Source organism: Actinomadura sp. NTSP31, from assembly GCF_041951385.1.
GTDB lineage: Bacteria > Actinomycetota > Actinomycetes > Streptosporangiales > Streptosporangiaceae > Spirillospora > Spirillospora napierensis.
The window spans coordinates 1-14,780 of sequence record NZ_JBGNUT010000051.1 but is presented as its reverse complement, the minus strand read 5'-3'; the positions used below and the strand labels follow the sequence as shown (position 1 = coordinate 14,780).

The following is a 14,780-nucleotide window of genomic DNA, read 5'->3' as shown; positions in this document are numbered from 1 at the left end:
GTGCTCCGACCCCGCAACCCGCTCCGCGCCGTTCCGGCGTCCGTTCCCGCCGCGGCCCTCGCCGCCGCCGGGCTCGGCGCCGCGCTGGCCGGCTGCGGCAGCGCCGTCGCGGACGTCCCGCCGGGCCGGACGTCCGTGGTCGCGTCCTTCTACCCTGCCGCCTGGCTCGCCGAGCGGGTGGGCGGCGGCGACGTGTACGTCCGGACGCTGACCAGGCCCGGCGCCGAACCGCACGACCTGGAGCTGACCGCCCGGCAGGTCGCGCAGGTCGAGAAGGCCGACCTCGCCGTCTACGTCAAGGGCGTGCAGCCCGCCGTGGACGACGCCGTCGGCAAGCACGCCAAGGGCAGGTCGCTGGACGCCGCGAGCCTGGTGAGGACGCTGCCGCCGCCGTCCGACGACGAGAGCGAGGTCGAGGAGCACGACGGCGACCGGGGGCACGCCGACGTCGGGTACGACCCGCACGTCTGGCTGGACCCCGTCCGGATGGCCGCCATCGCCACCGCCCTCGGCGACCGGTTCGCCAAGGCCGACACCGCGCACGCCGCCGCCTACGAGCAGCGCGCCGAGACCGTCGCCGTCCAGCTCACCGGCCTCGACCGGCGGTTCCGCGACGGCCTGAAGGCCTGCGCCCGCCGCGACATCGTCACCGCGCACGCCGCCTTCGGCTACCTCGCCCAGCGGTACGGCCTGCGGCAGGTGTCGATCGCGGGCATCGACCCCGCCATGGAGCCGTCGCCGAAGCGGCTCGCCGGGCTGACCCGCGAGGTCCGCGCCGCCGGCGCCACGACGATCTTCACCGAGCGGCTCGTCAGCGCGAAGGTCGCCGACTCCCTGGCCCGCGAGGCGGGCGTGCGGACCGCCGTGCTCGACCCGGTCGAGGGCATCGAGCCGGGCTCGTCCGACGACTACCTGACCGTCATGGACCGGAACCTGCGGACGCTGCGTCCCGCCCTGGGGTGCTCATGACGGGCGAAGAGGCCCGCACGACCGCCGGCGACGGGGCGGCGCCGCCGTTCCGGATGACCGGCGGCGTCGTCCGGCGGGACGGCCGCGAGGTGCTGTCCGGCGTCGACCTGCGGGTCGCGGCCGGCGACGTGCTGGCGGTCATGGGGCCGAACGGCGCGGGCAAGTCCACGCTGGTCAAGGCGCTGCTGGGGCTCATCCCGCTGGCCGCCGGCCGGACGGAGATCTACGGCGAGCCGCCCGCCCGGTTCCGCGGCTGGCAGCGGATCGGGTACGTCCCGCAGCGGCTGCCGATGGGCGGCGGCGTCCCGTCGACCGTCCGGGAGATCGTGGCGTCCGGGCGGGTCGCGCGGCGGTCGCGCTGGCGGCCGGCCCTGTTCACCGACCGGGCCGCCGACCGCGCCGCGGTCGACCGCGCGCTGGAGGCCGTCGGCCTCGCCGGCCGCGCCCGGGACTCGGCGCACCTGCTGTCCGGCGGGCAGCAGCAGCGGGTGCTGATCGCCCGCGCGCTGGCGGGCGAGCCGGACGTGTTCGTGATGGACGAGCCGACCGCGGGCGTGGACGCGGGGAGCCAGGCGGCGCTCGCGGCGACGCTGCGCGGCCTGGCCGGGGCGGGCCGGACGGTGGTGCTGGTGGCGCACGAGCTGGGCCCGCTGGAGCCGCTCATCACCCGCACCGTCGAACTGGGGTACGGCCGCATCGCCCGCGAGACGACGAGCGGCGCCTCGGACGACACGGTGAGCGGCGGCACGAGGGGGAGCGCGACGTGACGGAGATGCTGCAGTTCGACTTCATGCGCATCGCGCTGGTGATGGCGGTGCTGATCGGGCTGACGGCCCCGGCGGTGGGCACGTTCATCGTGCAGCGGCGGCTGTCGCTGCTCGGCGACGGCATCGGGCACATCGCGCTGACCGGCATCGGGCTGGGGCTGCTGACCGGCTCCTCCCCCATCCTCGGCGCGCTGGTGGTGGCGGTGCTCGGCGCGGTGGCGATCGAGGTGCTGCGCGCGCGCAGCCGCAGCGGCGCCGACGTGGCGCTGGCGCTGCTGTTCTACGGCGGGCTGGCCGGCGGCGTGATCCTCACCAACGTCCAGGGCGGCGGGACGAGCCTGCAGTCGTACCTGTTCGGGTCGATCAGCAGCGTGTCGGCGTCCGACCTGTACGTGGTCGCGGCGCTCGCGCTCGTCGTGCTCGGGATCGTCGCGGTGTTCGGCCGGGAGCTGTTCCTGCTGTGCCAGGACGAGGAGGTGGCGCGGGCGGCGGGGCTGCCCGTCCGGTTCCTCAGCGTGCTGATCGCGGTGACCGCCGCGGTGACCGTGGTGATCGCGATGCGGGCGATCGGGCTGCTGCTGGTCAGCGCGCTGATGATCGTGCCGGTGGCGGCGGCGCAGCAGGTCACCCGGGGCTTTCGGAGCACGATGCTGCTGGCGATGGGGGTCGGTGTACTGTCGGCCGTGTCGGGGCTCGCCGGCTCCTTCGAGTACGATCTTCCCCCGGGACCCTCGATCGTGCTGCTGGCGCTCGCGCTCTTCGCGGTGGCGGCCGCCGGGGGGACCGTGGTGCGGCGCAGGCGCGCGAGGGCCCTTCCGGCCGGGGACGCCGTCCCGGGCCCGGGGCCGGGCGAGCGCCTGCGGGTGGACGCCGAGGCAGAGGTGATCAGGGGATGACGACGGCCCGCCAGGACGCGGTGCGGCAGGTGCTGGCCGGCTGCGAGGGCTTCCGCAGCGCCCAGGACATCTTCGCCGACCTCCGCGCGGACGGCTCCAAGATCGGCCTGACGACGGTGTACCGGGCGCTGCAGGCGCTCAGCGACTCCGGCGAGGTCGACGTGCTGCGCACCGACGAGGGCGAGGCGGTGTACCGCGCCTGCCGGACCGAGGAGCACCACCACCACCTGGTCTGCCGCGCCTGCGGCCGGACGGTCGAGGTCGAGGGCCCGGCCGTGGAGCGCTGGGCGGACGCGATCGCCGCCGAGCACGGGTTCGCCGACATCACGCACACCGTCGAGGTGTTCGGCACCTGCGCGGACTGCCGGCCCCGGTCCGGCTGACCCGTTCCGGGTCCCCTTCGCACCGGGCCCGCATGGCCCGTATGCCCGCCTTCAGGGCGGCCGCGCAAGGCGCGTAGTTCACACGCTGCGTGTCGGTCTTTTGGCTGTTTGTAACAGGTACAACTAAATCCTCGTATGTCATAAATGTCCCATTGCCACGGCGGGCCCGACGGCGGGCCTCTCGGGGGGCCATGGCGCTCCGCACGAGAGGGCGTTCATGACAAGACGGGCGATCACCGGCCGGCGGACCGCGCTCCTGGCGTCGGCGACCCTGCTCGCGACGGCCGGCACCGCGCTGCCGGCGTCCGCGCGGCAGGCCCCCGCTCCCCCCGACCCGCGCACCGCCGCCGCGCACGCGCTGAAGGCGCTGGCCGGGCACGGCGCGCAGACGCGCGACGGCGGCGGGCAGGGATTCCAGGTCGTCGGCGTCACCGTGGACCGGGACGGCACGTCCCACACCCGGATGACCCGCACCTACGACAGGCTCCCGGTGCTGGGCGGCGACATCGTCGTCCACGAGTCGGCCGGCGGCGCATGGCGCGGCAGCAGCCTCACGCTCGCCGCGGCGCCCACCGACGCCTCCCCCGAGCTCCCCGCCGCGACGGCCGCCAAGAAGGCGCTGACCAAGGGGCACAAGGCGCGCGGCGCCGCGCAGCTCGTCGTCGAGGCGCGCACCGCCGACCACCGGCCGCGCCTCGCCTGGCGGATCCAGACCGCGGGCCGGCAGGCCGACGGCACGCCGAGCCGCGTCCTGACGTCCGTGGACGCCGCGACCGGCAAGGTGCTGCTGCGCGAGGAGACGATCCGCACCGACGCCGGCGACGGCCGTTCGCTCTACACCGGGACGGTCCCGCTGGAGACGACGAAGTCCGGCAGCGCCTACCAGCTGAAGGACCCGACGCGCGGCGGCACCTACACCGGCGACGCCGCGAACAAGACCGACTTCTGCGTCCTGTCGTTCTGCCTCTCCCGGGCCCCGGCGACGATCTTCACCGACGCCGACAACCACTGGGGCAGCGGCACGACGTCCGACCGCTCGACCGTGGCCGTGGACGCCCAGTTCGGCACCGACGAGACCTGGGACTTCTACAAGAACGTGTTCGGCCGCCTCGGCATCAACGGCGACGGCAAGGGGTCCTTCAACCGCGTCCACTACGACAAGGGCTACGCCAACGCCTTCTGGGACGACTCGTGCTTCTGCATGACCTACGGCGACGGTGACGGCACCCAGCTCGGCCCGCTCACCGCCCTGGACGTCACCGCCCACGAGATGACCCACGGCGTCACCTCCGCGACCGCGAACCTCACCTACTCCGGTGAATCCGGTGGGCTGAACGAAGCGACGTCCGACATCATGGCCGCCGCCGTCGAGTTCTCTGCGAACAACTCGGCCGACCTCGGCGACTACCTCGTCGGCGAGAAGGTCGTGCTGCCCGGCTTCGGCAAGGCCGCGCTCCGCTTCATGGACAAGCCCAGCAAGGACGGCAAGTCGCCGGACGCCTGGTCGTCCGGCACCAAGAACCTCGACGTGCACTACTCCTCGGGCGTCGCCAACCACTTCTACTACCTGCTGTCCGAGGGCAGCGGCGCCAAGACGGTCAACGGCGTCTCCTACGACAGCCCGACGTCCAACGGGTCCACCGTCACCGGCGTCGGGCGCGACGCCGCCACGAAGATCTGGTACCGCGCCCTCACCACCTACATGACGTCCTCCACCGACTACAAGGGAGCCCGCACGGCCACCCTGAACGCGGCCAAGGACCTGTACGGCGCGAACAGCACCCAGTACAGCGCCGTCGCCGCCGCCTGGTCGGCCGTCAACGTGAACTAGGCACCCGTGGAAGGGCCCCGCATCGTCCGCGATGCGGGGCTTTCGCGTCCGCCGGTCCCGGCGTGCGACAGAATCAAGGCATGGCTACGACACGCACCGCCAACGCGCATTGGGAAGGACCGCTGCTCAGCGGTCAGGGCACCGTCTCGCTCGACTCGTCCAAGGTCGGCACCTTCGACGTGACGTGGGCGTCCCGCAGCGAGGAGCCGAACGGCCGGACGAGCCCGGAGGAACTGATCGCCGCCGCCCATTCCACCTGCTACTCGATGGCCCTGTCGCACGGCCTGGCCGGCGCCGGGAACCCGCCGGAGAAGGTCGACACGAAGGCGGAGGTCACCTTCCAGCCCGGCGAGGGCATCACCGGCATCCACCTGACCGTCCGGGCGAGCGTGCCCGGGCTGTCCGCGGACGCCTTCGAGAAGGCCGCGCAGGACGCCAAGGCGAACTGCCCGGTCAGCCAGGCCCTCGCGGGCACCAAGATCACCCTGGACGCGGCCCTCGTCTGAGCCGCGCCCGCGTCAGCCGGTCGCGGCGGTGGGCTCCACCGGGTTGGGGAGCGCGCCGCCGTACCGGCGGTCGCGGGAGGCGTACACCTCGCACGCGTGCCACAGGTGCCGGCGGTCGAAGTCGGGCCACAGCGTGTCGAGGAAGACCATCTCCGCGTACGCCGACTGCCACAGCAGGAAGTTGGACGTGCGCTGCTCCCCCGACGAGCGCAGGAACAGGTCCACGTCCGGGATGCCCGGCTCGTCGAGGTACCGGGCGAACACCTTCTCGTTGATCTTGTCGGGGTTGAGCCGGCCGGCGCGCACGTCCCGGGCGATCGCCGCCGCGGCGTCCGCGATCTCGGCGCGGCCGCCGTAGTTCACGCAGAACTGCAGGGTGAGCACGTCGTTCTCGCGCGTCATCTCCTCGGCCGTCTCCAGCTCCTTGATGACGCTGCGCCACAGCCGCGGGCGGCGGCCCGCCCAGCGCACCCGCACCCCCATCGAGTGCAGCTGGTCGCGGCGGCGGCGGATCACGTCCCGGTTGAAGCCCATGAGGAAGCGGACCTCGTCCGGCGAGCGCTTCCAGTTCTCGGTGGAGAAGGCGTACGCCGACAGGTACGGCACGCCCAGCTCGATCGCGCCCATGATCACGTCGAAGAGCGAGTCCTCGCCGCGCTTGTGCCCCTCGGTGCGCGGCAGCCCGCGCTCCTTGGCCCAGCGGCCGTTGCCGTCCATGACGATGGCGACGTGCCGGGGCACCAGGTCCGCGGGGATCGGCGGCGGCGTCGCGCCGTTCCGATGCGGTTCCGGGGGCGATACGGCCCTTCTCACACTCTCTCCCTGTTGGTGTCGTCGCCGGCGGCCGTGAAGTCGCGGTCGGCGCGGTCCGCCCGGTCCTCGCGCTCGACGTGCCGCAGCGAGCGGATCCCGTGTTCCAGATGCCACTGCAGGTAGGCGGCGACCAGGCCGCTGCTCTCCACCCGGTGGCGGGGCTCGCTGGCGTCGGCGTACGCCCAGTCGCCGCGCAGCAGCGCCAGCATCAGCGCGAACGTCGGCGGCGCCGGCGTCGCGGCGCCGGGCTGCCGGCAGTTCGCGCAGATCGCGCCGCCCGCCGCGATGGCGAACCCGCGCAGCCCGCCGCGGGTGCCGCACCGGCAGCACTCGTCCAGCGCCGGGGCCCACCCGGCGACCGACAGCGAGCGCAGCAGGAAGGCGTCCAGGACCAGCCGCGGGTCGTGGCCGCGCTCGGCGAGCGTGCGCAGCCCGCCGACCAGCAGCAGGAACTGCCGCAGCGCTGGCTCGCCCTCCTCGCCGGCCAGCTTGTCCGCGGTCTCCAGCATCGCCGTCCCCGCCGTGTAGCGGGGGTAGTCGCTCACCAGCGCCTCGCCGTACGGGCGCAGCGTCTCGGCCTGGGTGATCAGGTCGAGCGAGCGGCGCTCGTACAGCTGCAGGTCGACGTGCGTGAACGGCTCCAGCCGGGCGCCGAACCGGGACTTGGTCTTGCGCACCCCCTTCGCCGCGGCGCGGATCCGGCCGCTGCGCCGGGTCAGCACCGTCACGATGCGGTCGGCCTCGCCCAGCTTCTGGGTGCGCAGGACGATGCCTTCGTCGCGGTAGAGGGTCACCCGTTCATTCTCGCGCACCCGCCCGGGTGCCTCGTCGCGCCGCCCGGCATCTCCGCAGGATCTTCACAAGTCCCCCTCCGGTACCGGACGTTCCGGATCCGGTCACGCTTCGTGACCGGTTTCGGCCGTGCGGTGACGGCGAAAGATGTGGCCGCCGCCACGGCGACCTGACAGCGTTGGGGCATGAGATGCCACATCGTGCCGCCGCACATGCTCGAACGCATCGCACGGGACGCCACCGACCCCGCGATGCGCGACCGGGCCCGCCGTACCCTGGCCCTCACCTCCGCCCACGCCACCGAACGCCGGCTCGCCTCCCCGGCCGCCCCCGCCCCGTCCGGTGCCACCGCCCCGAACCGGCTGGTCGCCGACGCCGGGCACAAGGAGGAGCTCCCCGGCAGGACCGTCCGCGCCGAGGGCGCCGCCGCCACCGGCGACACCTCCTGCGACCAGGCCTACGACTGGCTGGGCGCCACCTTCGGCTTCTACCAGACCGCCTACGGGCGCGACTCGATCGACGGCGCCGGCCTGAAGATGGTCTCGACGGTCCACTACGGCGAGCGGTACGACAACGCCTTCTGGAACGGCGAGCAGATGGTGTACGGCGACGGGGACGGCGCGATCTTCACCGACTTCACCGGCCCGCTCGACGTGACCGGCCACGAGCTGACGCACGGCGTCACGCAGTACACCGCCAACCTCGACTACTCGGGCCAGTCCGGCGCGCTCAACGAGTCGGTCTCCGACGTGTTCGGCTCCCTGATCAAGCAGATGCACCTCGGCCAGACCGCCGACCAGGCCGACTGGCTCATCGGCCAGGGCCTGCTCGCGTCCGGCGTGCACGGCGTCGCGCTCCGCTCGATGAAGGAGCCGGGCACCGCCTACGACGACCCGCAGCTCGGCAAGGACCCGCAGCCCGCCGACATGAGCGGCTACGTCCACACCTATGAGGACAACGGCGGCGTCCACATCAACTCCGGCATCCCGAACCGCGCCTTCTACCTCGCCGCCGCCGCGATCGGCGGGAACGCCTGGGAGAAGGCCGGGCGCGTCTGGTACGAGACCCTCACCGGCGGGTCGCTGGCGAGCGCCATCGACTTCGTCGGCTTCGCGGCCGCGACCGTCCAGACCGCGACCCGCCTCTACGGCGCCGGCGCCGCCGAGACCACCGCGGTGAGCAACGCATGGAAAGGGGTAGGCGTCCAACAGTGAGGCAGGCCGAAGCGACGGCGCGGCCGGGGGGACCGCGCGACACGGTGGTGACAGTGCGGGACGGTGACGGTGCGGTGAAGGTGACAGTCGTCCGCAGCGGAGGGTTCGCCGGGATCCGGCGGCGGGGCGAGGCCGACAGTGCGACCGATCCGATGCTGGCGCGGCTGGTCGGCCGGGTCGACCTGGCGGCGGTGCCGCCGCCCGGCCGGATCCCCGACCAGTTCGTGTACGACATCGACATCGACGGCCGGCGCGCCACGGTCGGCGAGGCCCAGCTGAGCGGCCCGCTGCGCGAGCTCGTCCACCACGTCCTCGGCCGCGCCCGGTGACCCCGCGCCCGCCCCGGCCGCTCCGGCCGGGGCGGGCGGGTGACCGGGGCGGCTCAGCGCAGCCAGATGGTGGTGTCGGGCGGCAGCAGGCCGTCCGGCAGGGGTCCGCTCGCCAGCAGCACCTCGCCGGTGACCGGCACCGGCTCGGCGCCGAGGTTGACCGTGCAGGTCAGCCCGGAGTCGCGGGTGAAGGACAGGACGGCGTCCGGGGACGGGAGCCAGGTCAGGGCGCCGTCGCCCAGGTGCTCGCGGCGCAGCGCCAGCGCCCTGCGGTAGAGGTTGAGCATCGAGCCGGGGTCGGGGTCCTGCGCCTCGACGGTCAGGTCCTTCCAGTCTGCGGGCTGCGGCAGCCAGGGGTCGCCGCCGAACCCGAACGGCGGCCGGTCCCCCGACCACGGCAGCGGGACGCGGCAGCCGTCGCGGCCCGGGTCGGTGTGGCCCGAACGGCTCCAGATCGGGTCCTGGCGCAGGTCGTCGGGAAGGTCCTCGACCTCGGGGAGGCCGAGCTCCTCGCCCTGGTAGATGTAGACGGCGCCGGGCAGCGCCATCGCCAGCAGCGCCGCCGCCCGCGCCCGCCGCACCCCGAGGGCCCGGTCGGTGGGCGCGCCGTGCCGGCGGTCCTGCAGGTCGAAGGAGGTGTCGGCGCGGCCGTAGCGGGTGACGGGCCGGACGACGTCGTGGTTCGACAGCACCCAGGTCGGGGACGCGCCGAGCGGGGCGTGCGTGGCGAGCGTCGTGTCGATCACCCCGCGCAGCGCGCGCGGCTCGAACGCGCAGTTCAGGAAGTCGAAGTTGAACGCGGTGTGCATCTCGTCGGGGCGCAGGTAGCGGGCGAAGCGCTCCTGGTCGGGCAGCCACACCTCGCCGACCAGCATCCGGCCCGGGTACTCGTCGGTGACCTTGCGCCAGCCCCGGTAGATGTCGTGGACGCCGTCGCGGTCGGTGTAGGGGTCGCCGCCGTCCGGTTCGGCGTCGGGATCCTTGACCAGCAGCGCGGCCGAGTCGATGCGGATGCCGTCCACGCCGCGCCCATACCAGAACCGCAGCACGTCGTGGAACTCCTGGACGACGTCGGGGCTGTTCCAGTTCCAGTCCGGCTGCTCGGGCGCGAACAGGTGCAGGTACCACTCGCCGTCCGGGACGCGGGTCCAGGCGGGCCCGCCGAAGATCGACCGCCAGTCGTTGGGCGGCCCGTCGCCGCGTCCGGGACGGAACCAGAAGCGCTCCCGCGCGGGCGAGCCCGGCCCGGCGGCCAGCGCCTCCTGGAACCAGGCCGCCCGGTCGGAGGCGTGGTTGGGCACCACGTCCAGGATGATCCGCAACCCCGCGCCGTGCGCCGCGCCGATGAACGCCTCGGCCTCGGCGAGCGTCCCGAACACCGCCTCGACGTCGCGGTAGTCGGCGACGTCGTAGCCGCCGTCCGCCATCGGGGACGGGTACCACGGGTTGAGCCACAGCGCGTCGACGCCGAGCCCGGCGAGGTAGGGCAGCCGGTCGCGCAGGCCGGCGAGGTCGCCGACGCCGTCGCCGTTCCCGTCGGCGAAGCTGCGCGGGTACACCTGGTAGATCACCGCGCCACGCCACCATGCTTCGGGCATGCGAACACTCCTTGCTCGTTAAAAGAGGGGATCGTCAAAAGAGGGACGGGGGTCAGCCCTTCAGGCCGCCCGCCGTGAGGCCGGCCATGATGTGCCGCTGGAAGACGAAGAAGACGACGATGGTGGGCACGCTCGCGATGACCAGCGAGCCGATCAGCACGTTCTGCGGCACCTGCACCGCCAGCGACGAGATCGCCACGCTGATCGTCTTGCGGTGCGAGTCGGGCAGCACCAGCAGCGGCCAGACGAAGTCGCGCCACACGTTCACGATCGTGAAGATGGACACGACGCCGAGGATGGGCCGCGAGACCGGCAGGACCACCGACCACAGGATCCGCGCGGGCGAGGCGCCGTCCACCTCGGCGGCCTGGAGGAGCTCGGTGGGGATCGAGTCGAAGAACCGCTTGAGCAGGAAGATGTTGAAGGCGTTCGCGGCGGCCGGCAGCCAGATCGCCCACGGCGTGTTCAGCAGGTTGACGTGCAGGAGCGGCAGGTCCTTCACGGTCAGGTAGGCGGGCAGCAGGATCACCATCGGCGGGACCATCAGCGTCGCCAGCATCAGCCCGAGCACCGCCCCGCCGAACATCGGCCGCAGCTTCGACAGCGCGTACGCGGCGGTGACGTCGACGGCCATCGTGAACAGCCAGGCGCCGACCGCGTACACCAGCGTGTTGCGCAGGTACAGGCCGAGGTCGAGCTGCCGCCACGCCTCCCGGTACCCGGACAGGTCGAGGTGGTGCGGGAACACGTCCGGTGGGACGCCGGCGAGCTCGTCCGGCGACTTCATCGCGCCGGTGACCATCCAGTACAGCGGGAACACGAACACGAACGTGAAGACGACGACGATCGAGACGAGGGTCGTCCAGTAGACCGCCTTGCCGCGCCGGGTGCCGAGCGTGTGCGGCGAGACCAGGGTGCGCGTCTCCGCCATCGGTTACCTCGCCTCCTCGCGCGAGACGCGCAGGTAGACGGCGGAGAACACCATCAGCACGAGCATCAGCATCAGTCCGAGCGCGCCCCCGCCGCCGAAATTGGTGAAGTTGAACGCGTACTGGTACATCAGGTACGCCACGGTGACGGTCGAGCCTTCGGGCCCGCCGCCGGTCAGCAGGTACGGCTCGATGAACACCTGCATCGTCGCGATGATCTGCAGCAGCAGCATCACCAGCAGGATCAGCCGGGTCTGCGGGATGGTGATGTGCCGGATCCGGCGGAACAGCCCGGCGCCGTCCAGCTCCGCCGCCTCGTACAGCTCGCCCGGGATCGTCTGCAGCGCTGCCAGGTAGATCAGCGTCCCGCTGCCGAGGTTCATCCACGTCGACACGATCACCAGCGAGACCAGCGCGGTGCCGGTCGAGTCGAGCCAGCTCAGCCCCGGCAGGTGGACGGCGTGCAGCAGCTGGTTGAACAGCCCCGGCCCTGGGTCGTAGAACCACTTGAACAGCAGCACCGCGACGGCGGGCGGCAGCATCACCGGCAGGTACACCACGAACCGCAGGTAGGCGCGGACGTGCTTCAGCTCGTTCAGGACGATCGCGATGGCGAACGGGACGACGTACCCGACGACCAGCGCGAGCAGCGTGAACTCCGCCGTGTTGACCCACGCGTCCGCGAACCCGGGGTCGGCGAACACGGTGCGGAAGTTGTCGAGCCCGACCCAGCGGGCGTCCCCGACGAAGTTGGTCTTCTGGAAGCTGAGCAGGACCTCGCGGACGATCGGGTACCAGGAGAAGAACGCGAAGCAGATCAGCGCCCCGCACAGGAACCCGTACGCGGTCAGGTTGCGCTTCACGGCGCGCCGGGCGCGGGTGGGGTGCCGCCGCGCGTGCGCGGCGGGGCGGACGATCGTCCGCGCTGTGGTCATCGGTGCCTCCGGGCGTTGGGCGGCGGGTCCGGGGCGCCGGCGCGGCCGGCCGGCGCCCCGGGCGGGGCGGGGGTCAGCTCCCCGACCGCGCCAGTGCGGCGTCGGCCTTCTTCCGCGCGTCCGCGAGCAGCTGGTCGATGTTCGCGTCGCGCCTGGTCAGCACGGCCTGGACGACCGAGTCGAGGATCGTGTAGAGCTGCTGGGCCTGCGGCGGCTCCAGCTTCCCGGGGACCTTGGCGTAGGCGTCCTCGTACGGTTCGAAGTTCGCGACGGGCAGGTTCGCCGAGCCCGCGCGCAGCTGCCGGTCCTTCTCTCCCATCGCGTTCTGGCCGAACAGCTTCGGCTGCGGGATGCCGACGGGACGGCCGTCCTTGGCGGCCCGCGCGTAGTTCAGCTGGCCCTGCCCGGGGGTGAGCATGGCGTAGTCGAGCCACATCAGCCCGGCCTTGATCTTCTCCGGGGACGCCTTGGGGCTGAACAGGTAGCCGTCGCCGCCCATCAGCGTCCCGGTGGAGCCGGGGATCGGCGCCATGCCGTAGTCCTCGTACCTGCCCTTGAACTGGTCGACCAGCGCGGTCGCGTTGTCGGGGGCGCCGAGGTACATGCCGAGCTTGCCGGCGGCCATCATCCGCTGCACGTCGGCGTCGACGAGCAGCTGCTTGCTGCCCATCGAGTCGTCGGTCCAGCGCATGTCCTTGAGGTTCTGCAGGACGGCCCTCCCCTGCGGGCCGTCGAACGCCGACTTCTTGCCGTCGGCGGTGACCATGTCGCCGCCCTGGCCGTAGACGGAGGTGGTGAAGTGCCAGCCGCCCTGGTTCTTGGCGCTGAACTCGGCGTAGCCGACGGTGCCGTCGCCGAGGGCGCTGATCTTCTTGGCGGCCTCGCGGACCTCGGCCCAGGTCGTGGGCGGCCGGTCGGGGTCGAGGCCGGCCTTCTTGAACAGGGGACGGCTGTAGAACAGGCCCATCGAATAGTTCTGCCGGGGCAGGCCGTAGACCTTGCCGCCGTCCTTGAAGACCTTCTCGACCGCCGGGTCGACGCTCGGGTACTGCTTGGACTGGCCGACGTAGGGGGTGATGTCGGCCGCCTGGCCGTTGGCGATGACGCCGCGCACGTCGGTGAAGTAGACGTAGTAGACGTCCTCCATCTGCCCGCCCGCCAGCTTCGCCTGGAAGGTGTTCGGGTCGATGCAGGGGAAGGCGTCCTTGCCGTCGATCGTGATGTTCGGGTGCAGCTTCTGGAACGCGGCGACGTCCTCCAGCCACTCCTTGCGCTGCGCGGCCTGGCTCTTGGCCGGCATGCAGCCGACCGTGATCGACACCTTCGTGCCGGCGTCCAGGGGCGCGGTGTCCTTGCCACCGGAGCCGTCCCCGCCGCAGCCGGCGACGGAGGCGCCGAGGGCCGCGGCGAGCGCGGTGGCGAGAATCCGGGATCTCATGGGGGGTTCCCTCCTGGGCCGTTGGGTCGGCCGATTGCGAGGAACATACAGAGACCAACATCACAGTGCAATAGAAGAATTAATATTCGCAAGAACTCGACAACCAGGGTCCGGCCTCGACGTAAGCCGGCGCAGCACGACGAAAGCCGCCCTGCGTGAGGGCGGCTTTCGGACGGTCCGGTACGGGGTCCGCGGCGTCAGCCGCGCGGGTTCCGGTGCGGCGCCGTGGACGCGCGGACGACCAGCTCCGGCTCGTACAGCAGTTCCTCGGCGGCGACCGGGCCGCCCTCCACCTGGCTCACCAGCAGCGCAACGGCGGCGCGGCCGATCGCCTCGATCGGCTGCCGGACGGTGGTGAGCGGCGGATTCACGCAGTTCATGAACGCCGAGTCGTCGTAACCGACGACGGAGACGTCGTCCGGAACCGCCATCCCGAGCCGCCGCACCGCGCGGATGACGCCGAGGGCGAGCGGGTCGCTGGCGCAGATCACGCCGGTCACGCCGTCGCGGATCAGCCGTCCGGTGACGGCCTGGCCGCCCTCCAGCGAGAACATGCTCCGCCGCACCCACGCGCCGGGCAGCTCCAGGCCGGCGCGCTCGGCGGCGGCGCGGACGGCGGCGAGCTTGCGGCTGGACGGCACGTGGTCCTCGGGGCCGAGGACCACGCCGATGCGCTCGTGCCCGAGCGACACCAGGTGCGCGAACGCCTGCTCGGCGGCGACGGCGTCGTCGGTGGACACCTGCGGGAAGCTGAGCTTCTCGCTGGCCGCGTTGACCAGCACGACGGGCAGCCGCACGTCCAGCAGCCGGTGGTAGTGCCCGTGCGGGGCGTCCGCCTCGGCGTACAGCCCGCCCGCGAAGATCACCCCGGACGCCTGCTGCTGGAGCAGCATCTCCACGTAGTCGGCCTCCGACAGGCCGCCCGGCGTCAGGGTGCACAGCACCGGTGTGAAGCCGCGCTGCGCGAGCGCGCCGCCCACGACCTCGGCCAGCGCGGGGAAGATCGGGTTGCCGAGCTCCGGCAGCACCAGCCCGACCAGCCGGGCCCGCTCGCCCCGGAGCTGCGTCGGGCGCTCGTAGCCCAGCACGTCCAGGGCGGTCAGCACGGCGGCGCGGGTCGCGTCGGAGACGCCCGGCTTGTCGTTCAGCACGCGGCTGACGGTGGCCTCGCTGACCCCGACCTTCTTGGCGACCTCAGCCAGTCGACGTGTCATACCCGCAACTATACGACGCCACCCTGCAAACCGCTTGCGTTCCTTGCAGGCATCGACCGTGAAACCCGGCTGAGCACATGAACGGAGGGCCAGACCCCAGCCCCCGGCCACGGGCGGGCCCGTGGAGCGAGTGCAGCGAGCGGAGCGGGCCCGCCCGCCGGTGGAG

General features: G+C 72.7%; 15 protein-coding genes. 8 read left to right on the top strand and 7 right to left on the bottom strand.

Annotated features, from left to right (window positions below; genetic code table 11):
* The 6 genes from ACA514_RS46220 (at window position 1) to ACA514_RS46195 (ending at window position 5,352) form a co-directional block, all read left to right on the top strand.
* Entirely contained in the window at window positions 1-969 is a 969-nt protein-coding gene (locus tag ACA514_RS46220) for a metal ABC transporter substrate-binding protein (RefSeq protein ID WP_375047888.1), read from the top strand.
* Window positions 966-1,736 (top strand): metal ABC transporter ATP-binding protein, encoded by a 771-nt coding sequence (locus ACA514_RS46215; RefSeq protein WP_375047887.1) that lies wholly within the window; start codon window positions 966-968, stop codon window positions 1,734-1,736. Before ACA514_RS46220 ends, ACA514_RS46215 begins: the two co-directional genes overlap by 4 nt.
* Window positions 1,733-2,632: a metal ABC transporter permease gene (locus ACA514_RS46210; RefSeq protein WP_375047886.1), complete on the top strand. Its 900-nt coding sequence runs from the start codon at window positions 1,733-1,735 to the stop codon at window positions 2,630-2,632. Before ACA514_RS46215 ends, ACA514_RS46210 begins: the two co-directional genes overlap by 4 nt.
* Window positions 2,629-3,015 (top strand): Fur family transcriptional regulator, encoded by a 387-nt coding sequence (locus ACA514_RS46205; protein WP_375047885.1) that lies wholly within the window; start codon window positions 2,629-2,631, stop codon window positions 3,013-3,015. The genes ACA514_RS46210 and ACA514_RS46205 overlap by 4 nt, the downstream gene beginning before the upstream one ends.
* 217 nt (window positions 3,016-3,232) lie before the next feature.
* Window positions 3,233-4,846 carry a M4 family metallopeptidase gene (locus ACA514_RS46200; RefSeq protein ID WP_375047884.1) on the top strand — a complete coding sequence of 538 codons (1,614 nt, stop codon included), beginning with the start codon at window positions 3,233-3,235 and terminating at the stop codon, window positions 4,844-4,846.
* An 80-nt stretch (window positions 4,847-4,926) separates the two neighbouring features.
* Window positions 4,927-5,352 carry an OsmC family protein gene (locus ACA514_RS46195; protein WP_375047883.1) on the top strand — a complete coding sequence of 142 codons (426 nt, stop codon included), beginning with the start codon at window positions 4,927-4,929 and terminating at the stop codon, window positions 5,350-5,352.
* A gap of 12 nt (window positions 5,353-5,364) precedes the next feature.
* Here ACA514_RS46195 and ACA514_RS46190 read toward each other — a convergent pair whose 3' ends face one another.
* Window positions 5,365-6,165 (bottom strand): isoprenyl transferase, encoded by an 801-nt coding sequence (locus tag ACA514_RS46190; RefSeq protein WP_375047882.1) that lies wholly within the window; start codon window positions 6,163-6,165, stop codon window positions 5,365-5,367.
* Entirely contained in the window at window positions 6,162-6,959 is a 798-nt protein-coding gene (gene recO / locus ACA514_RS46185) for a DNA repair protein RecO (protein WP_375047881.1), read from the bottom strand. Before recO ends, ACA514_RS46190 begins: the two co-directional genes overlap by 4 nt.
* A 183-nt stretch (window positions 6,960-7,142) precedes the next feature.
* Between recO and ACA514_RS46180 the strand changes: the two genes are divergently transcribed.
* Together ACA514_RS46180 and ACA514_RS46175 are read left to right on the top strand one after the other, a co-directional pair.
* Window positions 7,143-8,171: a M4 family metallopeptidase gene (locus tag ACA514_RS46180; RefSeq protein WP_375047879.1), complete on the top strand. Its 1,029-nt coding sequence runs from the start codon at window positions 7,143-7,145 to the stop codon at window positions 8,169-8,171.
* A 74-nt stretch (window positions 8,172-8,245) separates the two neighbouring features.
* Window positions 8,246-8,500 carry a protealysin inhibitor emfourin gene (locus tag ACA514_RS46175; protein ID WP_375047878.1) on the top strand — a complete coding sequence of 85 codons (255 nt, stop codon included), beginning with the start codon at window positions 8,246-8,248 and terminating at the stop codon, window positions 8,498-8,500.
* A 53-nt stretch (window positions 8,501-8,553) separates the two neighbouring features.
* Here ACA514_RS46175 and ACA514_RS46170 read toward each other — a convergent pair whose 3' ends face one another.
* The 5 genes from ACA514_RS46170 to ACA514_RS46150 form a co-directional block, all read right to left on the bottom strand.
* The gene (locus ACA514_RS46170) at window positions 8,554-10,098 is read right to left on the bottom strand and encodes a glycoside hydrolase family 13 protein (RefSeq protein ID WP_375047877.1); all 1,545 of its coding nucleotides are present in this window, start codon (window positions 10,096-10,098) and stop codon (window positions 8,554-8,556) included.
* A gap of 52 nt (window positions 10,099-10,150) precedes the next feature.
* Complete coding sequence (locus ACA514_RS46165; protein WP_375047876.1) at window positions 10,151-11,029, bottom strand: carbohydrate ABC transporter permease; 879 nt, start codon at window positions 11,027-11,029, stop codon at window positions 10,151-10,153.
* A 3-nt stretch (window positions 11,030-11,032) separates the two neighbouring features.
* Complete coding sequence (locus ACA514_RS46160; protein WP_375047875.1) at window positions 11,033-11,962, bottom strand: carbohydrate ABC transporter permease; 930 nt, start codon at window positions 11,960-11,962, stop codon at window positions 11,033-11,035.
* Window positions 11,963-12,035: 73 nt separating this feature from the next.
* A complete protein-coding gene (locus ACA514_RS46155) occupies window positions 12,036-13,400 on the bottom strand; it encodes an ABC transporter substrate-binding protein (RefSeq protein ID WP_375047874.1) in 1,365 nt (454 codons plus the stop codon).
* Window positions 13,401-13,597: 197 nt separating this feature from the next.
* The gene (locus tag ACA514_RS46150; protein WP_375047873.1) at window positions 13,598-14,614 is read right to left on the bottom strand and encodes a LacI family DNA-binding transcriptional regulator; all 1,017 of its coding nucleotides are present in this window, start codon (window positions 14,612-14,614) and stop codon (window positions 13,598-13,600) included.
* Window positions 14,615-14,780: the final 166 nt, after the last annotated feature.